Here is a 23729-nt window from a genome sequence, read left to right as displayed (position 1 = left end):
AAGGCTTCCCAGTGAGTCGGGGGAAAGTCTCGCGCAAGGGGTCGCATGGATTCTCGGAGGCGGCGTGCGAATACGTCCGCGCCCCTCCCGGGCGCCTTCCCGGATGGCCCCGGATACCATTGGATTACAGATATGATGAGTAATTTTGTATGAGTGATAAGTCTTTCTCCATCATGGGGAGTTCCGGATTTTTTTGCTCATGCGGCTTATCGATCAGGTGTCGAAGGAAGAATTCTCCCCATGGCGACGCCTGACACCGCCACCAGTGACTCCGCGGCCTTCATTCCCGTGCCCGGCGCGCACCGCGCGTACCGGGCCGCCTGCGGGCGCCTGCTCGGCCTCCAGCACGAAAGCGGGGCGTGGGAGGGAGAGATGGAATGGAGCACCATGATCCTCTCCCAGTACGTCATCGTCATGCACATCCTGGAACGTCCCCCGGACGAGCCGGAACGGCAGGCGATCCTCCAGTGCTACCGGACGACCCGTACGGCTGAGGGGGGTTGGGGGATGCACCCGCAGGCCCCGCCGTCGGCGTACGGCACGACGCTGGCCTACGTGGCCCTGCGCCTGCTCGGTACCGAACCCCATGACCCCCTCGCTGCCGGTGCCAGGCAGTGGATCCACGCACAGCCGGGCGGCGTCCACGCCGTTCCGCAATGGGGATTCTTCTGGCTCGCGCTGCTGGGCCTGGTGCCCTACCGGCAGGTGGTACCGCTTCCCCCTGAGATGATGCTCCTCCCCAAGTGGGCACCCTTGCACCCCGAACGGCTGCTGGGCTGGACCCGGATGCTCTACCAGGCCATGGCCTACCTGTACGGCGCGAAGTTCCGTGCGGACCTGGGCGCTGTCGCCCGTGACCTCCGGCGGGAGTTGTTCGCCGCCCCGGGCACAGGAGCCGGTGCCCCACCCGCCCGAAGCACGGACGTGTACGTGGTCGGCGGTCGCGCACTGCGCCTGCTGCAGCGGTGCCTGCACGGATGGGAGCGGGTGCACAGTCCCCGCCTGCGCCGCGCCGGGCTGGAGCGCTGTCACCGCTCCGTCGTCGATGAGCAGCACGCTTCGCCGCACCACGGCCTGTCTTCGGTGAATGCCCTGGTCGAGTGCCTGGTGCTGTTCGCACGGGACCGGCAGCACCCCTTGCTGGAGGACGCCGTCGCCCGCCTGCGCTACTGGTGTTGGGAGGACGATCGCGGTCTGCGCGTCTGCGGGGACCGGTCCCTCGTATGGGACACCTCCTTCGCCGTGGAAGCACTGCTGTCGGGAGGTGCGGCATGCCCGGAGCACGAACCGGACGGCAGGCTGGGCCCGGCGCTCGACCGGGCGCACGCCTTCCTGCGCGAGGCGCAGATCACCACGTACACCGGACGGGTACCGCCCCTGCGCACCGTCCGCCACGGCTGGGCGTTTTCCGACGGTCACAGCCGCTGGCCCGTGAGCGACTGCACGGCTGAAGCCGTGGGCGCCCTGTTGCGGGCGCAGGATGCGACCGGTCTCGGCACCCACCGGATTCCGGCGTCTGCCCACCTCGACCGGCACGCCATGCGCGGCGCGTTGAAAGTCATGCTGGACCGGCAGAACCCCGACGGCGGGTTTGGCACCCTCGACCGTCGGCGTGCCGGCGAATGGATGGAGGCGCTCAACCCGACGGAGATGTTCGCCGGGTGCATGGTCGACGCGTCCTCGGTCGAATGTACCGGCTCCGTCCTCACCGCCCTGTGCCGCATGCGGCCTCTGATGGAACCGGCCGCGCGCGGCCGGGCCGAAACGGCGATCACACGAGGCATCGCCTTCATCCGCGCGTCCCAGAACCACGACGGGTCCTTCAGCGGAACGTGGGGCATCAACTACACCTACGCCGCCTTCCACGCCGCCCGGGGGCTGCGCGCCGCGGGGGTCCCGGCCGACGACCCGACGATGACCGCGCTGGCCCGCTGGCTGCAGGAGACCCAGCTCGGGGACGGCGGTTGGGGGGAGGACTGGCGAAGTTGCCTCGAACGCCGTTACCTCGCGCTCGACGGGGGCCTGCCCGAGATGACCGCCTGGGCGGTCCTGGCCGGGCTCGACACGCTCGGCCCCCGGCACCCCGCCGTCGAGAACGGCGTCCGCTGGCTGTGCACCCACCAGCAGGCGGACGGCTCCTGGACAGGTGGCCACGTCAATGGTGTCTTCTTCACCACGATGATGCTCGTCTACCGCCTCTACCCGGTGTACTTCCCGGCCATGGCCATCGGCCGCTACCTGCGGTCCGTCGCCCCCTCTTCTCCGAGTTCTTCTCCGAGCCCCGGGGGCCGGCCATGACCGGTGACCACGAACCGCTCCCGCCCGGCGGTCGGGAACTCCCCGCTCTCGACGGCGGTCTGCCGCTGATCGGTCACGGGATCCCCTTCTTCCGGGACCCTGTGGGCTTCCTGGCGCGTGTGCACAGCAGCCGGGGCGAAGCCGTGGCCTTCTCACTGCCGGGCCGGCGGATGGCGTCGTTCTGCGGGCCACAGGCGAACGCCCTCATCCTGGGCCTGCAAGACGACACGGAAGTGGACCGCCACCTCTTCTACGACCCGCTTCTGGCCCCTCTGCTGGGCCCAGGTGTGGGCCTCACAGCTCCCTCCGAGCTCATGAAATGGCAGCACTCCCTGCTGCTGCCCCTGCTCCGACGCGATGCCCTGACCCGGCACATCCCGGTCATGTTCGACGAGGTCGAGCGCTATGTCGCCCCATGGGACGGGCACGGCACGTTCGATCTCCTGGCAGTGATGCGGGACTTGAGCGCACGCATCGCCGCCTGTTGTCTGATCGGTCCCCGGTTCGGCCGGACCATGGGTCCGGCCCTTCCCAGGCTGCTGGGCCGACTGGAGGCAGCTCTCTTCGCGTTCGCTGTGATCGGCCCCCGCGGTCCCCTGCCCCATGGCCTGGCCGACCGGGCACGAGAGACCCTCGTCCATGCCATCAAGGAGATCGCCCCCCGCGACTGCCCCGAGGGCAGCGAGCGCAGCCATTTCGAGGAACTCATGCGTGCGACGGGGCCCGGCGGCAGTTCCCTGGACGAGGACACCGCCGCCGCCCTCATGGTCAACTGGCTGTTCGCCGCGGTTCCTACCACTGCCCTTGCCGCCTGGACGGGAGTCCTCGTGCTCCAGCACCCCCAGTGGCTGCCCGTGCTGCGCGCGGAGCAGGAAGCAGCCTTCGCGGACTACCCGCCGACCACCCTTTCGGCACTCCACAAACTCGAGCGGCTGAGCCACTGCCTCCTGGAGGCCGAACGCCTGCACCCGCCCATCGTGGTGCTCCCGCGCCCGGCCGCGCGGGACCTGAACATCCACGGCTACCGGGTACCGCGCGGCTACGTGGTGTGTGCCTCACCGGGGCTGTCGCACCGCCTGACGAGTGTGTTCCGCCGTCCCGAGGCATTCGATCCCGACCGGTACCTTCCGGACCGTGCGGAACACCGCACCACTCCCCAGGCCCTGATCGGTTTCGGCGGAGGCCGGCACCCCTGCCTGGGCGCGACCCTCGCCCAGCAAACGATCAAAGTCATCTGGAGCGCCCTCCTGCGCGCGTTCGACTTCGAGCTCGCCGATCCCGAGGTCCGCGAGGCCCGCACCACTGTGATGCGCCTGCCCCGTCGACCGTGCACGGTGCGATACCGCCGCAGGAAACGATGAATACCGATGAACGCGCCGTGCGACGTCGCCGTCATCGGCGCGGGCCCGGCAGGCTGCGCCGCCGCACTCGCCCATGCCCGTGCCGGTCACCGCGTCCTGCTCCTTGAGGCCTCGCGCCGGCTGCCCACCCGGCTGGCCGGGGAATGGATCCACCCCGACGGAGTCGCGGTGCTGCGCAGGCTCGGTGTCGGCATGCCCGCGTCCCTCTCCGTCCCGGCTCTGGGTTTCGTCCTGCACCCGGAGGACGGCAGTGCCCCGATCACGCTGGCCTGCCCACGCGGCGACCGAGCCGCCACCATGCGTCACCGCGAACTCGTCGCCGTACTCCGGGCCGTCGCAGCGGACCACCCCGGCATCAGCCTCACTCTCGGCGCGCGCGTCACCTCCATCCGGCACACCACGGTCGCCTACACCCGGGAGCGGCCCCGAACGGCACGCACGCGTGTGGCGCATCATCGGCGGCGACGGGCAGTCCTCCATGGTGCGGCGTACGATCCACTCCGCTGCCCCGGCCACGACCGTCTCACGCACAGCCGGCGTGCTGCTGCGTGGCCTCGCCCTCCCCGCAGAGGGATACGGCCACGTCTTCGCGGGCGGCCCCGGCCCCGTACTGGCCTACCGGCTGGACGACGACACCATCCGGGTGACGATCGACGTCCCCCTGTCCCCCCTGCGCTCCGTGGACCTGCCGTCCTACGTACATCGCCTCTACACCCGGTTCCTGCCCGCCGCCCTGGCCGGTCCGCTGTGCACGGCCTTGGAGCAGCAGCCGGTGCGGTGGGCGGCCAACCGGGTCCGGCTGCGCACCTTCCACGGCCGGGGTCCCTACGCCCTGGTCGGTGACGCGGTCGGCACCTGCCACCCACTCACCGCCTCCGGACTGACCATCGGCCTGCGCGACGCCGAATGCCTTGCCGGCACCGGGGACGTCGCCGCTCACGGCCGGCGCCGACGGGCCGACGTACGGGCACACGAACACCTCGCCGCCGCCATGCACCGCATCTTCTGCGACCTGAGCCGGCCCACCGGCGACCTGCGCCGCAGCATGTACGCCGTCCTGCGCGCCAGCGGCAACGAACGTGACCGCATGATGCGGCTGCTGTGCGCGGAGGAACTCGGCCCCCTCCCTCTGACGGGCGCCGTCCTGCACGTCGCCGGTCACGCACTGCGCGAACAGCTCGTGACCGGACGGTGCCGCAGGACATGGCGCACGTCCGCGCGGATGTGCGGGGAGTACCTCAGCTGGCTGCGATGGATGAGCCGCCCCCCGGGACACGGCTGGGGCCGGTGAACGAAGGGGCGGATCCTGCCGGCTCAGTAGACGAACGGGAACATCCGGAACCTGGCACGGCGGCAGTACTCGTCCCAGAGCTCGCCGTACTTGGCGCGGCAGCGGTGGTCGTCACGGTGCGCCCGATGGACGAACAGGAGCAGGAGGAAGGCCGGGAGCAGGTACGGCAGGACGGATTCGGCGCCGCACAGCAGCGTCCAGCTGAGGTACACCAGCAGTTCGCCGGTGTAGTTGAGCTTCCTGCCGATGCCCCAGAACCCCGACACCAGGAGCTTGCCCCCCAGCGTCTCGACCGGACGGCCCCAGATGGTGGTCGCTCCAGCGGTTTTGAAGCGGTGCTTCTGCTCGTTCGCTCCGCGGAAGAGCCAGAAGCCGAAGACGAACAGCACGCAGCACATCGCACCCAGCCATAGGGGAAGGGGTTTCTGTACGTCGATGAGCGTGCGTCCGCCGATTCCGTAGAAGAACGGTACGAGAACGTAGTCCCCCCACACCAGCCCCCATCCGAATCTCTCGGCGAGGAGGTCCCACGTGTACACCATGCCGGCCTCGAACTGGAAATAGTTCGTCAGGTAGACGAAGAAGAAGAGCTGGTAGAGCAGCATCCGGCCGCTTACCGATCCCTGGTCCGCGTAGTGGGCAGCCATAGCGGACACGTTGAGCACGAAGAGACCGATGAGGGAGGGGCGATAGGAGAAGAATTTCAGATCCACCCCCGCCCATACGGGATTCAGCTCCACGCCGTAGAAATAGTCGGCCGGGCCACGGCGCCATCCGGGCACCCGGGACGCGGCCCGCGTCCGGCGCCCACCGGTGAGGAACAGCAGCCAGGCCAGCGCGAACGCGAACACGTTGGCCGCCAGGAGAAGCTCTCCCCAGTGCCGTTCCGGCCAGGCGAGAACCCGCGGCGCCCAGAGCCAGCAGCCCGCCACGGCGCTCGCGGTCAGCGCGAAGAGCCACGCACCGTTGAGGCGATAGGCCCGCGGCGCCCCCGTATCCTCCGTCACCGCTGCCGGCACCGACCGCCCGGGAATCCAGCGGGAACCCACGAACAACACCAGGACGAAAGCCATCAGGGCAAGAGCGGCCATGGATTCGAGTCCTTCTGTGGTTGTGCCACGGGCTACCCGGCGTCTGTATGAGGGAAACCCCGTCGAAGGACGTTCCGCCGAAAGGGGCACCTGCCCGCTCCATCCCCTCGAACAGTGGAGCACTTTCCGCTGCGGGGGACTCGACCATCGCGTTACCGGGTATCCCTCTTGAGGGCGAGAACGCCGAAGAGCACGTGGCCGGCCGAGCTCAGGGGGGATGCATTCGTGCACCGTCGGCGCAGCGTTCACGGTCATGCGTCACCCCGGAAAGGCGGCCTCCTCCGTCTCCCCGAAGCCGTCGTCCGGTGGCGGCCCTGGCACACTGCTCGCCTGACACTGGCCGCGTGCGTGGTCGGCACCGTGGCGATGGGCCTGTTCGGCACAGCCGGTCTGGACCGGCTCAGCAACACCGGTGCGGCCCCGTCCGGATCCCCCGCCGCCCGGGACAGCGCCACGCTCGGGGAGCGCCATGGCTTCTCCGACCCCGACCTGGTGCTGCTGCTGAGTGCCCCGTCGGACGTACGCTCGTCGGGGGTCGCGGCGGTGGGCCGTGCGGTGGAGGAGGACATCCGGCGGTCGCCGGGTGTCGGCACCGTCTCCTCGTACTGGAGCGCGAAGGACCCCGATCTGATCTCCCGGGACACGCGTTCGGCACTGGTCACCGCCGACCTGACCGGTGACGAGGCACTCAGGGCGAAGACCGCCCAAAGGCTGGTCACCGCCCTCGGCGACCACCGCGGGCCGGTGAAGATCACGCCCACCGGAACGGCATGGACACACGCCGAGACCCTGGAGGACAACCGCGCCGACCTCCTCAGGGCGGAGCTGATCTCCGCGCCGGCCTGTGCCCTCCTTCTCCTCTTCGTCTTCCGATCCCTCGTCGCAGCGCTGCTGCCGGTCATCAGTGCGCTGATCGCCACGGCGGGCACCCTGGCCTTTCTCCGGCTGCTGACCTCCTTCACCGAGGTCTCGGTGTACGCCTCGAACATCGCCACCGCTCTGGGGCTCGGCCTGGCGGTGGACTACGGCATCCTGGTGGTCTCACGCTTTCGCGAGGAATCCGCGGCCGGCGCCCCTCCGCGGGATGCCATCGCTCGCAGCGTCCGCACGGCGGGCAGCTCCGTCGTCGTCTCGGCGAGCATCGTGCTGGTATCCATTTCCGCCTTGCTGCTCTTCCCCTTCCTGTTCCTGCGCTCGGCCGCCTGGGCCGCGATCGCGGTGGTGGTCTTCTCCGCAGCGGCGTCCGTGACCGTGGTCCCGGCCCTGCTGGCGCTCCTCGGACGGCACATCGACCGGTTCGACCTGTTCGCTCGCCTCCGCAGGCACGGCGCTTTCGGCCCCGAAGGAAGCCAGGGCTGGCGCCGAGTGGCTCTGGCCGTCACCCGACGGCCTGTCGCAGCCGCACTCGCCGGCACCTGCGTGCTGGCCGCGCTGTCCCTGCCCGCATGGCATGTCACCCTTGGCCCGGACAGCGCTGACGATCTCCCCCAGCACAGCAGGACCCGTACGGCAGCTGTGGCGATCCGTCATGACTTCGCCTCGGCACCGGAGCGAGAACTGCTCGTCGGCCTTCCGCGAGGGACACCGCCCGAGGACGTCGAGGGCTACGCCCGTAGCGTGTCGGCGCTGCCCCAGGCGGCCGCCGTCCGCACCCTCACCGGTCACTCCCCGGGCGGCCCGGTGCTGGTCGTCACTTCACGTTCCGACCCTGGGGCGGAGGAATCGGCGGCCCTGGTACAGCGGCTGCGCACTCTTCCTGCCCACGGTCATGTCCTCGTCGCCGGGGAGGCGGCGCAGGCGGTGGACACCCTGTCCGCCATTCGGCGTGCTTCACCCTGGTGCTGTGGCCTCATTGCGGCTGCGACGTTCGTGCTCATGGCGCTGTTCACCCGCAGCTTGCTGGTACCGCTCAAGGCCGTGGTGGTGGCGGTGGCAAGCCTGACGGCGACGCTGGGCTGTCTGGTGTACGTGTTCCAGGACGGGCACCTGCGGGATGTCGTCGGTGACTTCCACGTCCCCGGGTACCTCTTCGCCACGACGACCGTCTTCCTGCTGGCGACCGCCTACGCGCTGTCGGTGGATTACGAGGTCTTCATCGTCGCGCGTATCAAGGAGGAGTATCTCGCGTCAGGTGACAACACCTCGGCTGTCGTCGTGGGAATGCAGCGAACAGGCCGACTGGTCACGGCAGCGTCTCTTGTCTTCGCCGCCGCCATGGCCGGACCCGCGACCTCTGAGGTCGCCTCGCTCAAACTGACCGGGGTGGGACTGGCTCTGGCTGTCCTGGTGGACGCCGTGGTGGTGCGGGGGGCTCTGGTGCCCGGTCTGATGACTCTCGCGGGCCAGGCGAACTGGTGGTTGCCGGGAGGCAGGCGAGCGGTGTCAGGAATGCCGAAGGGGCGCGGACGCCGCCCCTGACCGGGGCCGCCCGCACCCCTCAGCGGGCGGCCCCCGGATGCCTCGCAGGCTCCCGTCAACACAAGCCACGCGGACCGGAATCGGTGATCCTGGGACACGGCAGGCCCCCGCGCGGAAGGATCGGCGTATGAGTCCTGACGCGGCATCCGCTTCCGGCAGTCAAGAGGGCGTACGCGAGCCCGACGGTCCTCGGCGTCGCGGCGGGCCCGCGCTGAAGGCCGACGCACGGTCCGCCGTACCCGATGTCTGCGCCGCCTTGGCCGTCACCGCGACCGTGTTCCTGTTCCTCTTCGCGCGCGTGCGCTCGGGGGAGTCCTCGACGGTCGCGGTCATGCCCTTCATGAAGGACGCCGGCGCCTACTGGATGTATTTCCTCAGCCAGGCGTTCGGCTGGTCGGGACTGCTGTGGGCCTGGATCACGATCATGCTCGGGCTGCTCCTCTCCGGTCCCCGGCCCGGCCGGCTGCCGATCTCCAGGGCCGGGCTCGAACGCTGGCACCGTGTCACCAGCCTCACCACCCTGGCGCTGATGGTCGCCCACGCCTTGATGTTCGCGGCGGAACTCGTGCGCTACAAAGCGGAATCGACGTGGACCGAGCGCTTCTGGGAAGCGTTCGTGGACACCTTCGTGCCCGGCGGATACTCCTCGGGAACCGGTCGGCTCGCCATCCCCATCGGGCAGGGAGCCCTCTATCTCGCCATCCCCCTGGGCCTGCTCTTCTACGTCCGGCACCGTATAGGCCCGCACACCTGGCGCAGGCTGCACCGCTTCATCGTCGTCGTCTACGTCCTCAGCGTCTGGCACACCCTGCTGTACGGCACCAACGTCTGGTACGCCGAGTGGCCGCGCACCGCGCTGTGGCTGCTGCAACTCCCCGTCGCCGCGCTGCTCCTGCTCCGGCTGCTGCGCCCCGCCCGCCGCGCCGAACGGCTCACGTGGCCCGGCCGGCGCGGAGGCGGCACCGACCGGCCGTCTCCGCCCCGGCTCCCGGCATGGGCAGCCCGGGTGGCGGGCCGGGTCGCGGTCGGCGCGGTGCTCGTGGGCCTCGTCGCCGTGGTCGCCTCGGGTCACGACGGCGGCCGGGAACGCCCCGCACCCGCCCCCTCGCCGCAGGCGCCGCACGACCACGGCTCGGACTGACGCCCGTCGATGGCCGCGGCCGGCTTCTCGGCCACCACCACGTCCCCGCCCGATGCCGTCTCCTCGGGGAAGAAGGTGACGTGGGGCGCGCCGGTCCTGGGATGGAGGGTGACCTCTCCCGTCACTCCGTAGACCTCGGCGAGCAGCCGGGCGGTGAGCACCTCCCGGGGCGGCCCCGATGCCGCCACCGCGCCGTCCCGCAGCACGTAGAGGCGGTCGCAGTAGTAGGCGGCCAGGTTGAGATCGTGGAGCGCGACCAGGGCCGTGGTGGGCAGTCGGCGCAGGAGCCCCAGCACCTGCATCTGATGCCGGATGTCCAGGTGGTTGGTCGGCTCGTCGAGAACCAGGAGAGTGGGCTGCTGGGCCAGTGCCCGCGCGATCAGTACGCGCTGTCGCTCGCCCCCCGAGAGCCGGCCGAAGGGGCGGTCCGACAGCTCCGTCGCGTCGACCCGTGCCAGTGCGGAATCCACCAGCCGGGTGTCCTCGGCGGTGTCCCCGTCGAGCAGACGTTTGTGGGGAGTGCGCCCCATGGCCACCACGTCGCGCACCACCAGATCGAAATCGGCGCCGGGCTCCTGCACCACCGCCGCCAGCGTGCGTGCCAGCCGCCGTACGGGCAGCTGCCAGGCGTCCGCCCCGTCGACGATCACCCGCCCGGTGTCGGGGCGCAGCACCCGGTAGACGGTGCGCAACAAGCTCGACTTGCCGCTGCCGTTGGGCCCCACCACCCCGACCACCTCACCGGGGGCGGCGTTCACGGACACGTCGTGGATGAGGCGGTGTGCCCCGGCGGTGACCGTGAGGCCCTCCACGCACAGTTCGGTCGCGCTCATTCCACCCCCTGGCCGGTGCCCCGCCGGGCGTCCCGGCGCATCAGCCACAGGAAGAAGGGGCCACCGCACAGGGCGGTCAGCACCCCGACCGGAATCTCCTGCGGTGCGGCGACCGTACGGGCCGTGATGTCGGCCCACACCAGGAAGACGGCCCCCGCCAGAGCAGCCGCCGGCAGGACGCGACGGTGGTCCCCGCCGACGAAGAGACGAACGATGTGCGGCAGCATGAGCCCGACGAAGCCGATGGGCCCGGCCGCCGCCACCAGGACACCGGTGACGAGGGAGAGCAGCACGAACATCCGGCCGCGGAACCGCGCCACATCCAGCCCCATGGTGGTGGCAGCCTCCTCGCCCGCCAGCAACAGATTGAGCGACCGGGCCCGCAGGATCAGCACCGCGACGGCCACCAGCAGTGCGCCCGCCGGCAGCCAGAGGGTGTCCCACCGCACTCCGCCGAGGCCCCCGAGTGTCCAGGCGAGCACCTCGCGGGCCTGGTTGCCACGGTCGGCGGTCAGCAGCACGAGGTCGGTCAGGGCGGTCGCGACGGCGGCGACGGCGACTCCGGACAGCACCAGCCGGACGGAGGTGATCCGACCGGTGGCCCGGGCGGTCGCGTACACCAGCAGCAGGGTGAGCAGGGCTCCCGCGAAGGCGGACACCGACAGCGACAGCGTGCCGAACAGGGTCACACCGGAAACGATGACCAGGACCGCCCCCAGCGAGGCGCCCGAGGACACGCCCAGCAGATACGGGTCCGCGAGCGGATTGCGGACCAGGGCCTGCATGGCCGTGCCGACCACCGCGAGCCCGGAGCCGGTCACCGCGCCGAGCAGTACCCGGGGAGCCCGGGCGTCGAGGACGATGGTCTCGCGCGCCCGGGTCCAGGCCGGCTCCGGCCACGGCGCCCCCACGCGGTGGGCGACGATGCCCCACACCTCACCGGGCGGCACGTTCACCGAGCCGATGGTCAGCCCGGCCGTCACCGAGACCAGCAGGAGAGCGCCGAGAAGCACCAGGACCAGCGGATAGGGCACCTTGCGCCGTCCGCGCGGTGGCATCCGGACCGTCCTGGAGCGCCGGGATGCCGTGTCGGCCGTGTCCGCCACGGCCGACGGACGGGCCGTCACCGGAACCGCTCGGGATGCAGTCGGCGGGCCAGATCCTCCACCGCGTAGGGGGGCCGCACACCGACCAGGGTCGAGGTCAGCGGCAGTACCGTGAACCGCTGGTTCTTGACGGCGGGCACGTCGGCGAGGGCGGGGTGGGACAGGAGGAACTTCTTCTTCTGCTCGACACTGCCCGAACCGCGGTAGTCGTAGATGGCGATGACCTCGGGTTTGCGCTCGACGACCTGCTCCCAGGAGACGTCACCGAAGACCTCGTCGAGGTCGCCGAACACGTTGCGCCCTCCGGCCAGCCGGATGATCTCCGTGCCCAGGCTCTTGCCGCCTGCCGTGAAGGCCGCCTTGTCCCCGCTGTCGTAGACGAACACCGGCACCGGCCGGCTGCCTTCGACCGCTTCGGTCGTCCTGGCGACGCGTTCCTCGAGGCGCGTCACGAGGTCGTCGGCCCTGCCCTGGATGCCGAAGATCCGGCCGATGGTACGGACCTCCTCGTAGGCGTCCGCCATGGCCACGCGGCCTTTGCCGCAGTACTCGCGGTTGAGATAGGTGTCGATGCCCGCCTCGGCGAACACCTTGCGGGATCGCCCCTCCTTCTCCGCGAAGGCGGAACCGTAGCCGCCGTACACGAAGTCGGGCTCGGCGTCCACGACGGTCTCGAAGGACGGCTCCTTCTTCGCCAGCTCGGGAATCCGGCCGAAGTCGCGGCGGTGCTCGGGCAGCACCGCGGAGTCGGGGAACGACGTGCCGACCATCGCCTTCTTCAGCCCGAGAGCGAGCATCAGCTCGGCCGGGTGCTGGTGGATGGTCACCACCCGGGCGGGTGGCTTCCGATAGGTGGTCCGGGTGCCGCAATTGTCGATGGTGACGGGAAACCCCTTCGCCCGCGGGGCCGTGGCCCGGTCGTCCGCAGGGTCCGTCGCTCCGCAGCCTGCCAGGAAGCTCGTGGCAAGGACCGAAGCCAACGCACAACGGATGATCCGCCGACGGGTGGGGGACGAAAAGGAAAGACGGTGGATGCCGTCGTACATGTGATGCCTCCTGCGGAGTCCGCGCTCCTCGGACAGCCCTCGCGACGGGACAGTGTCCTGACTCCCGGAGCGACGTCCCCTGGCCTCCGACCGCTCTCGCGGTGGTCTCCCCCAGAGGTATCGCTTCCCGGTCACAGTGGCGGGACCGTGCCGGATTCACACCGGCTTCCTGATTCCCCGTCGCGACGATGACCCGGTGATATTACGAGTGGCGGGCGAGGCGGGAAAGGGCGCACGATCGATCAATTCGCGCCCCCCTCCGCCTCATTCAGCCCTGACGGGAGGCGCGAAGGATCAGTCGTTCGGCGTCCTGGTCGTAGGGCCGGCCGTCGAAGCCACCGAAGATCTCGACCTCTTCGAAGCCGGCCTCCTCGGCCATCGCCCGCAGTTCGACCGCGCTGTACACGAACCAGACCAGGCTCGCCCGGCGAACGCGGTCCCCGCGGACCAGCACCCAGTCGCTGCGCAGCCGGGCCCAGTCGTCGAGCACGGTGTCGGTCTGCACCAGCAGATCACCGCCCCGGTGGACGACCTTCGGCGGCACGACCTTACGGGCCAGGAGCTCCTTGCCCGCCACGTCCAGCAGCAGACGGCCACCGGGTTCCAGACAAGCACGCATGTTGCGCAACACCCGCATGTTGGCGGCGTGTTCCTCGAAGTACCCGAACGATGTGAACATGTTGAGCACGACGTCGTAGGCCTCCGGCTCGACGTGGTGCAGCGCGTCGGTCCGGACGAACCGGGCCTTCGCCCCCGCCGCCCCGCAGAACTCCCGCGCCCGCTCCAGCATCGCGGGACTGCGGTCCACGCCGGTGACGTGGTGGCCGCGACGCGCCAGCGGAACGGTGAACACACCCGGGCCGCAGCACAGGTCCAGGACACGGGCCCCGGGAGTGAAGGCCAACAGGGGAGAGGAGTCGAGAAGTTCCTCCGCCTGGCTGTAGCGCTGTTCGGAGAAGAGAAAGTCGTAGAACTCGGTCCAGAACTCGTCGTCCTCGAACCCGTCCGTCCGTGTCATCAGGAACCGGCCTTCCTTCGCGTCGTCGAGTCGATCGGTTTCCCCGCACCCGGTGCCGTGCGCACCGCGAGCAGCAGGGGCGGGAGAAGCAGACACTGAGCCGCGGCCGCCAGCCAGAACCAGCCGGTCTCCCCGGCGTCGAGGCCGAGACCGTAGAGCTGCCCGCCGAGAATCCCGCTCGCGCACGCGCCGAGGCCGGCCGCGAGACGCTGCTGCCCGAACACGACGGCATCGGAGCGCGGACTGCGGCGCAAGGCCTCCAAGTCGTTCTTCAGGAACAACACGATGTCACCGAAGGTGATCAGCGCGCCGCCCAGCAGCAGCGCCGTCCTGGTGCCGGCCGACAGGACCGCCATTCCGGCGGCGAGCGCGAGGAAGCCCCCCACCAGCGCCCGCCGGTACGGCATCCGGCGGATCCGGCCGGAGGCCAGTGGCTGGACCACGATGACCAGGACGAAGCAGGTGAGCAGCACCAGGCTGTAGAACTCGCTGGACGCCCGCTCCACCGCGAACACGGCCAGATAGTGCTGGAAGTGGAAGTACAGATAGAAGGCCAGCAGATTGGCCGCGAACGGCAGCGGTGCCACTCCCGAGAGCAGGCCCCTGCTCACCGGGAGACCATCGGCCTTCCCCGGGTCCGCGCCGACGGCTCCGCCCGCCGGCCCCACCGGGGTCCTCTCCGTGGGCAGCAGCGCGTGGCCGGCCGTCACGCCCAGGAACAGGGCTGTCGTCGCGAGGAACAGCCAGCCGGGTGAGGACAGCACGAACGGGCCGGCGATCAGTGGTCCGACCGCCATGCCCGCGTTGAGCGCCGCGTTCCCGGCCGACAGGAACATCGGCCGCCGCTCGTCGTCCACGCCGCGCACCAGATAGGCCTTGTTGGCGGGGAGATACAGCGCCGCACCGCAACAGGTGAGGATCAGCGCGCCCACGACGAGCGGCGGCCAGCGCAACGCCAGCAGCAGACCCACGAAGCCCGCCGTACGTACCGTCAGGGCCCACACCATGGTGCGCCGCAGGCCGATACGGTCCGCGAGCGCCCCGCCGACCACGCCACCGGAGAACTGCACGAGGGACGCCACGGCCAGGACCAGCCCCACCGCTCCCAGGCCCATGCCGAGCCGTTCGTGCAGGAACACCGACATGAACGGCAGGACCATGAAGCTGCCCAGCGGGATGAGGAAGGAACTGACCAGCAGGAACCGCAGCGGTCCGCTCAGCCGGAGAAGCGAGATGCCGAGGGGTGTCGCCGTGGCCCGCCCTGCGCTCACCCGGCCGCCCGCTCGGTGTGGACCCGTACCGCGTTGGCGGCGGCCACGGCGCGGTGGGTGGCCAGCTCAGCGGTCTCCGCCTCCGCCCAGACGATGCCCGCGTAGCCCCGGCTGTCGCCCAGGTACTCGATGCGGTCTCCGACGCGCTTGACCGGATACCAGGCGGGCGACCCCGGCATGCCCTCCAGCCGGTCGAGCCCCGTCACCCCCGTGAACACTCCTGCCTGTTCCGGATATCCGAGAACGAACGCGACCGCCGGGCCGCCCGGAAGCTCCGCGTCGATGAGGCGGGGACGACGGCCGAGAGAGGCCTCCACCATCGCCTCGTACACATTGCAGCCGAGCGCCCGGCACATGCCCTCCGCGACGAGAGCGCCGCCGATCCGGGGATTGATCTCGATGATCTCCGGGCCCGTCACGGTGAGGGCGAACTCGACATGGGCGAACCGGTCGGTGTAACCCACGGCCGCGAGCACCTCGCCCAGCCACTTCTCCAGCGACAGGCGCTGCGGCTCGGGGAAGGCGACGGGGAACGCGGTGATCTCCTCACGGAAGCGCGGCTCGTGCGACATCAGCCGGCTGGAGACGCCCAGCAGCCTGGTGTGTCCCTCCCAGGTGAGTGTCTCGGCGCTGTAGAGAGGCCCGGAGAAGTACGGCTCCGCGAAGAGGCGGCCGGTCAGCCGCCGCCCGCCGGCCGCGCGCAGGGCCTCTGCGAGCTCCGGCTCGTCACGGGCGAGCCAGACGTTCTGGCTGCCGGTTCCGGCGGTGTCCTTCAGGACGGCGGGGAAGCCCACCTCCTTCCCCAGCCGGCGCGGGTAGTCGGCGTCGGCCCCCAGGGCTCCGGCCTCCACCGCGCGGCCCCTCGTCAGGCCCGCCTCGTAAAGCACGTTGCGCACCCTTGCCTTGTCCCGCGTCAGCTCCAGTACGGCGGCGTCCAGGCCGGGCAGTCGGAAGCGGGCCGTCAGCTCGGCACCGACCAGGGTCCAGGTGTCGGTCGAGCTGATGAGCCCCCGCAGCCCGGGAAGGCCGCAAAGGTCCGCGGCCACGGCGTCCACGTCGAAGGTGTCCATCTCGACCACGTCGAGAGCCCCGTCCGGCAGCTGCCGCAATTCGTGCGCGTAGACGAGCGGGTCACGGGTCAGCAGCCGGATGCGCTCGCCGAGCGCGTCGGCGGCCCGGATCAGGTGCCCCAGGCCGAAGGTGAGGGCTTCGAGGGAGACCACCGTCACGACGCGAGCTCCTTCTGCCGGCCCGGTGCGGGGCTGCGGTTCCAGGCCATCGTCGACCAGGGCATCGACAGGTCCGCCGGCGAGGTGATCTCGGCCGGGCCGAGCGCGGCGGTGTCCAGAGCCTCGCGGTGCCGGGCGAAGACCCGCTCGACGTAGCGGTGACCGGTGTCGGCCCCGATCACCAGATGGAGCCGGCCGGGACAGCGGTGCGCCTCCCAGGAGGCGGCGAGGTAGGCGGCGCCCGTGGACAGGCCGGCGAACACCGCGTGCTCGCGCAGCAGGGCCACGGCTCCCGCCATGGCGTGGTGGAAGTCCATCCAGTGGATCGCGTCGTACAGATGGTGGCGGACGTTGTCGAAGACGATCGAGGAGCCGATGCCGGCGATGATCGCCTCCGGATCGTGGTGGTCCTCGCTGCCGAAGGTGACGCTCCCGAAGGGCTGCAGACCGATCAGACGGACCGACGGGTCACGCTGCCGCAGATGCTCGGCCAGCCCGCCCGTGGAGGCGCCCGACCCGATCCCCCCGACGACGGTCAGCGGCCGGTCCGGGAACGCGGCGGCGACGGTGTCCGCGAACTCCCGGTAGCCGAGATAGTGGATGTCGTCGTGGTACTGACGCATCCAGTGGACGTCGGGACGCTCCGCCAGGATCTGCCGCACCCGCGCCACGCGCAGCTCCTGGTCGAGTTTGAGGTTCTTCGACGGGGCGACCTGCTCGACGGTGGCGCCGAGGATCTCCAACTGGGCACGGGTGGTGGCGTCGACGGTGGTGGAGGCGACGATGTGGCAGCGCATGCCGTAGCGGTGACAGGCCAGCGCCAGTGCCTGGGCGTAGATCCCGCTGGAGCTGTCGACGAGGGTCTGCCCGGGCCGGACCGTGCCCCGGTCGAGGAGCCGTCGCACCGCGGCCAGCGCGGAGTAGATCTTCATCGATTCGAAGCGGGCCAGGACCATGCCGTCGGACAGTCGGACCAGGTGCGGGGACTTGAGAGCGTCGGCGATATGGGCGTGTATCACCCGTAGCCTCCTTGGGCGAATGAGCACTGGTGGCCGAGCGTGTGGAAGAAGCCGGACAGTTCGTCCTTGAGCGAGGGGGAGGGGCGGCGGGCGAAGAGGTAGCCGACGAGGCAGCCGGTGTGCGCGACGAACACACCGTCCGCCCCGAACTCCTCGCGGTGTGCCAGCACGGTCTCGAACGTGGCTTTGGGCAGCACCTCCTGGGAGAGAGCGGCGTCGGCCGTCGCGGAACGGGCGACGGCCGCCGGATCGGCTGCCGAGAACCCCTTGAGCAGATCGGTCAGGCAGCGCTCGTATTCCGCCGACCGCCGCCGGTAGTGCCGCAGCAGCAGCGGCGTCACCACGGCGGTGTCGACGGTGCCGGGCTCCGTGATGAACGCGGTGTGGAAGCCGATGGCGGTTCCCAGGCGGCGGACGACACGGTGCCGGTCACTGAGATACAGCGCGAACTCGTCGAGGAAGACACTGTCCGCGCGTTCGATCGCGGACAGCACCTCGATCACCGCACGCAGGTCGTACGGCAGCGAGAAGACCCGGAACAGACAGCGCAGCGTCGCCACGATGTCGGCGGTGGAACTGGCCATGCCCACACCGACCCGGAGGTCGGAATGGGCACTCCACCGGCCCGGCGGCAGGGTCAGGCCGTAGCGCTCCAGGAACAGCCCGGCGGCCCGAGCCGTCTTCTCGCCCGCCGGGAGGGCACCCGGGGGTCCGGCACCCCGGGTGAAATGCACCCAGGAGTGCCGGTCGACGGGGAACGAGACGAGCGCGATGCGTTGCTCGCCCCCGTGCCGGAGCGGCCCCTGGAACAGCTCCCCCAGGGTGCCGTGGCACACCCCCGAGAAGGTCCGCCCGTCCCGCGCACACGGAACGCGGAGCGTGGGCCCGCCGGTGATGGCCCGATCGGTCTGCGGCGCCTTCCCGGCCGCCGTCCGGGAGGGCGAGGCGGGGGCACGCCCCTGCCCGGAGGACGTCACCGAGGCGGCCTGGGGGCAGGGCGGTGAGGGCCATCGGTCACCAGGACACTCCTTCGCGCGTCGCCGGGATCCCGGGACCGCTGAGGGCACGCGAAGGAACAGCGGACGCCGCCCGGCAAGAGCGCGATGCCCGCCTGTACCCGCCGGCCCACCCTCGAGGCCACCGTGATCAGCGCGTGCGGGCCGCACGCGCGCAGTGGGCAGGTTTCGGACTCGTGGGCCCGCGAGGTCGCACGCGACCTCGCGCCTACCGGCCGTCGCTTCCCGGATCCGGTCTCCCGGCCCGGTGCCGATGACGACGTTCGTTCCCACTCACCGCTGCGGGGCAGTCCCGGACTTCCACCGGGTTCCCTCTTACGCCGCGGCTGCCAGGCGGACAGCGCGAACCGACTGCGTCCCCAGAGTAAAGGGACGGACGCGTGTGCGACAGGGGGCCTGACGGTCCCACCGGGGTTGCCGTGAAAGGGACTTGGGGCGAAGGGCGCCTGGAGACGACCCCTCGTGTCCACCGACCGGTGGACACGAAGTTCAACCGGTCGAGGCTCATGGCGGCGGCACCCCGGCGATCAGCATGTACGGCATGACGACTTTCCCTGTACGCATGGCTCGTTGGAGCGCCGGACACCCGTGGCGCGCCATAGCCGGCTGGTTCCTCTTCGTCGCCCTGTGTCTCGGCACCGGGATCTCGGTGGGCGGCAACGCCGCCACCAGTGAGGACTTCCGCGTCGGCGAAGCGGGCCGGGCGGAGGCCATGGCGGCCGGGGGCGGTCTGCAACAAAGGCCCGTGGAGCGCGTGCTGATTTCCGCGAAGCCGGGCACGGGCACGCTCGACCGGGCCGCGGCGGACACTGCCGCGCGGGACATCACCGCCCGGATGCGCAAACTCCCCGAAGTCGGCGCCGTGGCCGCGCCCGTGCGCTCGGCCGACGGCAGAGCGGTCCGGGTCGACGTGACCATGAAGGGCCCCGAGCTCGACGGCAAGAAGCACGTGGACCCCCTGCGGGCGCAGACCGCCGCGGTGCAGGCCGCACACCCCGGGCTGCGCGTGGAGGAGACCGGCAGCCCCTCCATCAGCAAGGGCGTCGAGAAGCTGCGGGGAGACGATCTCTCCCGCACGGAGCTCATCGCGCTGCCCGTCACCCTGATCACCCTGTTGTTCGTCTTCCGCTCCGTGGCGATGGCCACCGTGCCGCTGCTGCTGGCGCTCTCCTCGATCGCCGCCGCCATCGGCCTGTCGATGCCGGCCTCGCACGCCTTCCCCGACGCCGGCGTCGGCACCAACGTCATCCTGCTGATCGGCCTGGCCGTCGGCGTCGACTACACCCTCTTCTACCTCAAGCGCGAACGGGAGGAACGCGCCCGGGCAGGCGGCCGGCTCAGCTCGCAGGCCGTGGTGGAACTCGCCGCGGCCACATCCGGACGGGCCGTCGTGCTCTCCGGGCTCGCCGTCGCCGTCTCCAGCGCGACGCTGTACCTGGTGGACGACGTCATCTTCTCCTCGATCGCCACGGGCGCGATCGTCGTCACCCTGGTCGCCGTGGTCAGCTCGCTCACCGTGCTGCCCGCGCTGCTGGCCACCTTCGGTGAGCGGGCGGAGCGCCGCGCGCTGCGCAAGGCCGCCCGCGCGGCCGGGCGCGGCACCGCACAGCCGACGCACCCCCCGCAGCCGAAGGCCCGTGCCGGCCGGATCACCGGGGCCGTACTGCGCGCCACGAGCAGGCGTCCGGCCGCCACCCTGACGGTCGCCGTCCTCGCGACCCTCGCCCTGGCCGCCCCGCTACTGGACCTCGAGCTGACCGACATGGGCCGCGAGACCCACTCCCGCTCCATCCCCGCCATGCGGACGTACGACCGGCTCAACCACGCCTTCCCGGAACTGAAGTCCATGCACCAGGTCGTCGTACGCGCCGAGCCGGCCCTCGCCGGCGAGGTGACCGGCGCGCTGCGCGCACTGGCCCGCCGCGCCGAAGCCGACCCGGCGCTCGCCGGCACGGCGGAACTGCGCACCTCACCCGACCGGCGCGTCAGCCTCCTGGAACTGCCCGTACCGCACCACGTGAGCTCCGACGCGGCGCAGACGTCCCTCGAACGCCTCCGCCAGAGGTACGTGCCGGCCACCGTCGGCCAGGTGACCGGCGCCCGGACCGCGGTGACCGGGGACGTCGCCCGCTACGCCGACTACCCCGAGCACCAGAGGCAGAAGCTGCCGATCGTCATCGGGTCCCTGCTCCTGGTGACCTTCGCCATGACGGTGTGGGCGTTCCGCTCACTCGTCCTCGGCCTCGTCGGCGTGGCACTGAACCTGCTCTCGGCCGCCGCCTCGCTCGGTCTGCTGGTGCTGGTCTTCCAAGACGAATGGGCCGAGAGCCTGCTCGACTTCACCTCCACCGGCTCGGTCGGCTCCCGGGTACCGCTGTTCCTGTTCGTGATCCTCTTCGGTCTGTCGATGGACTACCAGGTGTTCGTCATCACCCGGATCCGGGAGGGAGTGCTCCGCGGTGTGCCGACCCGGCAGGCCGTACTCGACGGCATCGGCGGCTCGGCGAGTGTGGTGACCAGCGCCGCCTTCGTGATGGTGACCGTGTTCGCCAGCTTCGTGCCCCTGCACATCATGGAGATGAAACAGATCGGCTTCAGCCTGGCGGTGGCCGTACTGATCGACGCCTTCGTCATCCGCATCGTCATCCTGCCCGCCCTCATGCTGCTGCTCGGCGACAGGTGCTGGTGGCCGTCGCGGAACGGACGCGGAGCACACCACGTCGTCCCGGCCGGGCGCCCGCTCGAAAACGTAGGCTGACCAGCATGAAGCAACGGCCACAGCCCAACGACCGGTTCTGGATACCGACGCTCCACCGGTGGTACACCGTCGCCTGGGTGCTCCTCGGACTGGCGCCCTCCGTCATCGGCGTGCGGAACGATTCCGGAGCGGCCAAATACTGGTCGCTGGCGCTGCTGGCCGTGATCTCCCTCGGCTACGCCACCCTGCGCCTCTTCCCGGACAACGCCGTGGTGCGTCCGCACGTCCAGCTGTGGGTCCTCACCCTCGGTGTGGGGGCGATGGCCGGTCTGCCGGGCGGGGGCGCGGCGCTGTTCATCGTGTCCCTGCCGCAATTCTGGATGTTCGCCGCGGGCCCGGTATCCGCCATTGCCTACAGCGGCGCCGCCGTTGGGGCGGCCGTGACCGCCCGGACCGTTCGGCACATGGAACTCCTCACGGGCAACGTCGCCTTCACCGTCCTCGGCTACGCCGCCGGTGTGCTCGTCGGGCTGCTGGTGCACCGCATCGTGCAGCAGAGTGACGAACGCGCCCGCCGACTGAACACCGAGCTGGAGAACGCCCACCACCAACTGGTCGAGGCCCACCAGCGGCAAGGCGCCGCGGAGGAGAGGGAACGGCTCGCTCGGGACATCCACGACACCCTCGCCCAGGGTTTCGCGTCCATCATCGTGCTCGCCGAAGCGGCCCGGTCCGGTCTCGGCACCGACCTGGGCAAGAGCGCCCAACAGCTGCTCTCGATCGAGCACACCGCCCGCGAGAACCTCGCCGAGGCGCGCGTCCTCGTCGGCTCCGCACCCCAGAGCGGCGTCGCCCCCGGCTCGGTCGCCCGCACCCTGCGCCGCACCCTGGACCGGTTCGCCGAGGACACCGGCCTCACGGTCGACGCGGAGCTGCCGGACGTCGAATGCGACCAGCAGACCCGCATCGCACTCCTGCGCTGCACCCAGGAGTCACTGGCCAACATACGCAAACACGCGGCCGCCTCCACGGCGGGCGTCGTCCTCACCGACCACGGCCACGGCCTGGAACTGGAGATCACCGACGACGGCCGCGGCTTCGTCGTCGCGGACTCCCGAGGCTTCGGCCTCGACGGCATGCGCAAGCGGCTGGCCGAACTCGGCGGCGAACTCACCGTCACCAGCTCCGTCGGCGACGGCACCCGCGTCCTCGCCATGGTCCCCACGAACGGTCAGGTGTGACATGACGGCCGTGACAGCGACAGCAGGAAAGCTCCGCATCATCGTGGTGGACGATCACACGGTGATGCGCGCCGGCGTGGTCGCCCTGCTGGCCTCGGAGCCCGCCATCGACATCGTCGGCGAGGCGGGCGACGGCCGGGAGGCCGTCGAGCTCGCCCGGCGCCTCCAACCCGACGTGGCGCTGATCGACCTGCGCATGCCGGTCCTCGACGGGGTGGCCGCCACCACGGAAATCGTGGCGGGCCGGACCGGGACGCGCGTACTGATCCTGACGACCTACGACACCGACGCCGAGATCGAGCGCGCGGTCGAGGCGGGCGCCATCGGTTACCTCCTCAAGGACACCACGCGCGAGCAACTCGTCGACGCCATCCGCTCCGCCGCCCGGGGCGAGACCGTCCTGGCCCCCCGGGTCGCGCAACGGCTCATGGCCAGAATGCGGCAACCCGCCCTGGTCGCCCTGACCTCACGCGAGCGGGACGTGCTGAACGCGGTCGCCGACGGCCTGTCCAACGCCGACATCGGCAAACGGCTGGTCATCGCGGAAGCCACGGTGAAGACGCACCTGCTGCGTGTCTTCGCGAAGCTCGAGGTGAGCGACCGCACGCACGCGGTGGTCACAGCCCTCGAACGCGGCCTGATCACCCGCCCGGAACGCGGGTAGCTCCGCAGCGGCGGTGGTGTGACCTACTCCCGCTCGGCCACCGCGCGTTCCGCCGCGCTCCTTTCGATACAGAACTCGTTACCGGCCGGATCCGTGAAGACCACCCAGCCGCTGCCGTTCGGCTGGCGCCGGTCGTCGACGATGGCCGCGCCGAGCGCCGACACCCGCTGCACTTCCTCATCCCGCGGCTGGTCGGGTTGCAGGTCGAGGTGTACCCGGTTCTTCAGCGTTTTCGCCTCGGGTACCCGCATGAACAGCAGGGTCGGCTGACCGGCGGGCGCCTCCAGGACGACTTCGTCGTCGCCCGGTTCAGCCTGCGGATCGACCGGGTGCCCGATGACCCTGCTCCAGAACTCGGCCAGCTCGTAGGGCTCGTGCGGCTCGGCGCAGTCGAAGGTGATGTGCCGGAAGAGGGATGTCACTCGATCTCCTCGTGTTGTCACGCTCGCGAAGTTCCTCGTCGGACTGTACCGGGCAGGCCGGGGCGGTCGGCCGAGTTTTCTGCCCCCTTCAGGCCGGCCGTGTGGGTACCGCGCAGGCGTCGGCAATAGCGGCGGTGTCCCAGTAGAAGGGGCGGACCTCGACGATTCGACCGTCCCTGACCGTGATCGTCTGCAGGATGGGGAAGGCGAGCTCGCGGCCCGTAGCGCGAGCGCGCGCCTGTACCTGGGTGAGCACCACCGCGGTCTCGCCGGTGGCGAGAAACGTCTGATCCACCATGTCGAACGACTCCCACACATCGCTCATCGCGAGGAAGAACCGCGTGAGACCCGCGTGCCCACGCCACGTTCCGCCATAGGGGAGCGCCTCGGCTTGATGCAGTACGACATCGGACGCGAAGTATGGAGCGAGGAGATCGAAGGGCGCCTCGCCGGGGCCGCCGGCTGCCAGGTACTTCGCCTCGGCTTCGTACATGCCGGTGAGGACAGTCATCGAGTCGGTCGTGGCTGGTTTCGTCATACCCGCCAGTGTGATCAGTGGAGCCGGA

General features: G+C 70.6%; 19 protein-coding genes, 1 pseudogene and 2 riboswitches. Of the genes and pseudogenes, 9 read left to right on the top strand and 11 right to left on the bottom strand.

Annotated features, from left to right (window positions below; genetic code table 11):
- Positions 1-240: 240 nt before the first annotated feature.
- From JO379_RS01930 to JO379_RS01915, 4 genes and pseudogenes are all read left to right on the top strand, one after another.
- Positions 241-2298, top strand: coding sequence for a squalene/oxidosqualene cyclase (locus JO379_RS01930; protein ID WP_209513462.1), 2058 nt, complete (start codon positions 241-243; stop codon positions 2296-2298).
- Positions 2295-3659, top strand: a complete 1365-nt coding sequence (locus JO379_RS01925; protein ID WP_209513461.1) for a cytochrome P450 — start codon at positions 2295-2297, stop codon at positions 3657-3659. Before JO379_RS01930 ends, JO379_RS01925 begins: the two co-directional genes overlap by 4 nt.
- 6 nt (positions 3660-3665) lie before the next feature.
- Positions 3666-4001 (top strand): annotated as a pseudogene (locus JO379_RS34050) (FAD-dependent oxidoreductase); the annotation flags it as partial.
- Positions 4002-4101: 100 nt separating this feature from the next.
- Positions 4102-4950, top strand: coding sequence for a hypothetical protein (locus tag JO379_RS01915; RefSeq protein ID WP_209513460.1), 849 nt, complete (start codon positions 4102-4104; stop codon positions 4948-4950).
- Positions 4951-4973: 23 nt separating this feature from the next.
- Here the strand turns inward: JO379_RS01915 and JO379_RS01910 are convergent, their stop codons facing one another.
- A complete protein-coding gene (locus JO379_RS01910) occupies positions 4974-6041 on the bottom strand; it encodes a DUF1295 domain-containing protein (RefSeq protein ID WP_209513459.1) in 1068 nt (355 codons plus the stop codon).
- A gap of 348 nt (positions 6042-6389) precedes the next feature.
- Here JO379_RS01910 and JO379_RS01905 point away from each other — a divergent pair, with 348 nt between their 5' ends.
- Both JO379_RS01905 and JO379_RS01900 read left to right on the top strand, forming a co-directional pair.
- On the top strand, positions 6390-8459 hold the full coding sequence (locus JO379_RS01905; RefSeq protein ID WP_209513458.1) for an MMPL family transporter: 2070 nt from the start codon (positions 6390-6392) through the stop codon (positions 8457-8459).
- A gap of 127 nt (positions 8460-8586) precedes the next feature.
- Positions 8587-9600, top strand: a complete 1014-nt coding sequence (locus JO379_RS01900; RefSeq protein ID WP_209513457.1) for a ferric reductase-like transmembrane domain-containing protein — start codon at positions 8587-8589, stop codon at positions 9598-9600.
- Here the strand turns inward: JO379_RS01900 and JO379_RS01895 are convergent.
- The 8 genes from JO379_RS01895 to JO379_RS01860 form a co-directional block, all read right to left on the bottom strand.
- Positions 9528-10433, bottom strand: coding sequence for an ABC transporter ATP-binding protein (locus JO379_RS01895; RefSeq protein ID WP_209513456.1), 906 nt, complete (start codon positions 10431-10433; stop codon positions 9528-9530). The two genes, JO379_RS01900 and JO379_RS01895, sit on opposite strands and share 73 nt — an antisense overlap.
- Entirely contained in the window at positions 10430-11491 is a 1062-nt protein-coding gene (locus JO379_RS01890; protein ID WP_209513455.1) for a FecCD family ABC transporter permease, read from the bottom strand. Before JO379_RS01890 ends, JO379_RS01895 begins: the two co-directional genes overlap by 4 nt.
- A gap of 65 nt (positions 11492-11556) precedes the next feature.
- Positions 11557-12585 (bottom strand): ABC transporter substrate-binding protein, encoded by a 1029-nt coding sequence (locus JO379_RS01885; RefSeq protein ID WP_209513454.1) that lies wholly within the window; start codon positions 12583-12585, stop codon positions 11557-11559.
- Positions 12586-12615: 30 nt separating this feature from the next.
- Positions 12616-12798: riboswitch (cobalamin riboswitch) on the bottom strand.
- A 55-nt stretch (positions 12799-12853) separates the two neighbouring features.
- Positions 12854-13603 (bottom strand): class I SAM-dependent methyltransferase, encoded by a 750-nt coding sequence (locus tag JO379_RS01880; RefSeq protein WP_209513453.1) that lies wholly within the window; start codon positions 13601-13603, stop codon positions 12854-12856.
- Positions 13603-14874, bottom strand: coding sequence for an MFS transporter (locus JO379_RS01875; RefSeq protein ID WP_307841854.1), 1272 nt, complete (start codon positions 14872-14874; stop codon positions 13603-13605). The genes JO379_RS01880 and JO379_RS01875 overlap by 1 nt, the downstream gene beginning before the upstream one ends.
- Positions 14871-16103, bottom strand: coding sequence for an ATP-grasp domain-containing protein (locus JO379_RS01870; RefSeq protein ID WP_209513452.1), 1233 nt, complete (start codon positions 16101-16103; stop codon positions 14871-14873). Before JO379_RS01870 ends, JO379_RS01875 begins: the two co-directional genes overlap by 4 nt.
- Positions 16100-17122: a cysteine synthase family protein gene (locus JO379_RS01865; RefSeq protein ID WP_209513451.1), complete on the bottom strand. Its 1023-nt coding sequence runs from the start codon at positions 17120-17122 to the stop codon at positions 16100-16102. The genes JO379_RS01870 and JO379_RS01865 overlap by 4 nt, the downstream gene beginning before the upstream one ends.
- Positions 17119-17958 carry a GHMP family kinase ATP-binding protein gene (locus JO379_RS01860; protein ID WP_307841853.1) on the bottom strand — a complete coding sequence of 280 codons (840 nt, stop codon included), beginning with the start codon at positions 17956-17958 and terminating at the stop codon, positions 17119-17121. The genes JO379_RS01865 and JO379_RS01860 overlap by 4 nt, the downstream gene beginning before the upstream one ends.
- Positions 17959-18281: 323 nt before the next feature.
- A riboswitch (cobalamin riboswitch) is annotated at positions 18282-18505 on the bottom strand.
- A gap of 174 nt (positions 18506-18679) precedes the next feature.
- Between JO379_RS01860 and JO379_RS01855 the strand changes: the two genes are divergently transcribed.
- Genes JO379_RS01855 through JO379_RS01845 form a run of 3 tightly spaced genes read left to right on the top strand, consistent with a single transcriptional unit; the run spans position 18680 to position 22741 of the window.
- Complete coding sequence (locus tag JO379_RS01855; protein WP_209513450.1) at positions 18680-20896, top strand: MMPL family transporter; 2217 nt, start codon at positions 18680-18682, stop codon at positions 20894-20896.
- Between the two features lie 5 nt (positions 20897-20901).
- Positions 20902-22077, top strand: a complete 1176-nt coding sequence (locus JO379_RS01850) for a sensor histidine kinase (protein ID WP_209513449.1) — start codon at positions 20902-20904, stop codon at positions 22075-22077.
- Between the two features lies 1 nt (position 22078).
- The gene (locus tag JO379_RS01845) at positions 22079-22741 is read left to right on the top strand and encodes a response regulator (RefSeq protein ID WP_209513448.1); all 663 of its coding nucleotides are present in this window, start codon (positions 22079-22081) and stop codon (positions 22739-22741) included.
- A gap of 23 nt (positions 22742-22764) precedes the next feature.
- On the opposite strand, the gene JO379_RS01840 is transcribed toward JO379_RS01845, so the two are convergent.
- On the bottom strand, positions 22765-23163 hold the full coding sequence (locus tag JO379_RS01840; protein WP_209513447.1) for a VOC family protein: 399 nt from the start codon (positions 23161-23163) through the stop codon (positions 22765-22767).
- 88 nt (positions 23164-23251) lie between these two features.
- Positions 23252-23701: a nuclear transport factor 2 family protein gene (locus tag JO379_RS01835; protein ID WP_209513446.1), complete on the bottom strand. Its 450-nt coding sequence runs from the start codon at positions 23699-23701 to the stop codon at positions 23252-23254.
- Positions 23702-23729 lie beyond the last annotated feature (28 nt).

It is taken from the genome of Streptomyces syringium, assembly GCF_017876625.1.
Lineage (GTDB): Bacteria > Actinomycetota > Actinomycetes > Streptomycetales > Streptomycetaceae > Streptomyces > Streptomyces syringius.
Note: the sequence above shows the minus strand (reverse complement) of the source record. Positions and strands in the feature narration are given on the sequence as shown.

Coding starts and splice junctions, on each gene's coding strand:
- JO379_RS01930 (WP_209513462.1), top strand. CDS start 241: ATGGCGACGCCTGACACCGCCACCAGTGACTCCGCGGCCTTCATTCCC.
- JO379_RS01925 (WP_209513461.1), top strand. CDS start 2,295: ATGACCGGTGACCACGAACCGCTCCCGCCCGGCGGTCGGGAACTCCCC.
- JO379_RS01910 (WP_209513459.1), bottom strand. CDS start 6,041: ATGGCCGCTCTTGCCCTGATGGCTTTCGTCCTGGTGTTGTTCGTGGGT.
- JO379_RS01900 (WP_209513457.1), top strand. CDS start 8,587: ATGAGTCCTGACGCGGCATCCGCTTCCGGCAGTCAAGAGGGCGTACGC.
- JO379_RS01895 (WP_209513456.1), bottom strand. CDS start 10,433: ATGAGCGCGACCGAACTGTGCGTGGAGGGCCTCACGGTCACCGCCGGG.
- JO379_RS01890 (WP_209513455.1), bottom strand. CDS start 11,491: ATGCCACCGCGCGGACGGCGCAAGGTGCCCTATCCGCTGGTCCTGGTG.
- JO379_RS01885 (WP_209513454.1), bottom strand. CDS start 12,585: ATGTACGACGGCATCCACCGTCTTTCCTTTTCGTCCCCCACCCGTCGG.
- JO379_RS01880 (WP_209513453.1), bottom strand. CDS start 13,603: ATGACACGGACGGACGGGTTCGAGGACGACGAGTTCTGGACCGAGTTC.
- JO379_RS01855 (WP_209513450.1), top strand. CDS start 18,680: ATGACGACTTTCCCTGTACGCATGGCTCGTTGGAGCGCCGGACACCCG.
- JO379_RS01850 (WP_209513449.1), top strand. CDS start 20,902: ATGAAGCAACGGCCACAGCCCAACGACCGGTTCTGGATACCGACGCTC.
- JO379_RS01845 (WP_209513448.1), top strand. CDS start 22,079: ATGACGGCCGTGACAGCGACAGCAGGAAAGCTCCGCATCATCGTGGTG.
- JO379_RS01835 (WP_209513446.1), bottom strand. CDS start 23,701: ATGACGAAACCAGCCACGACCGACTCGATGACTGTCCTCACCGGCATG.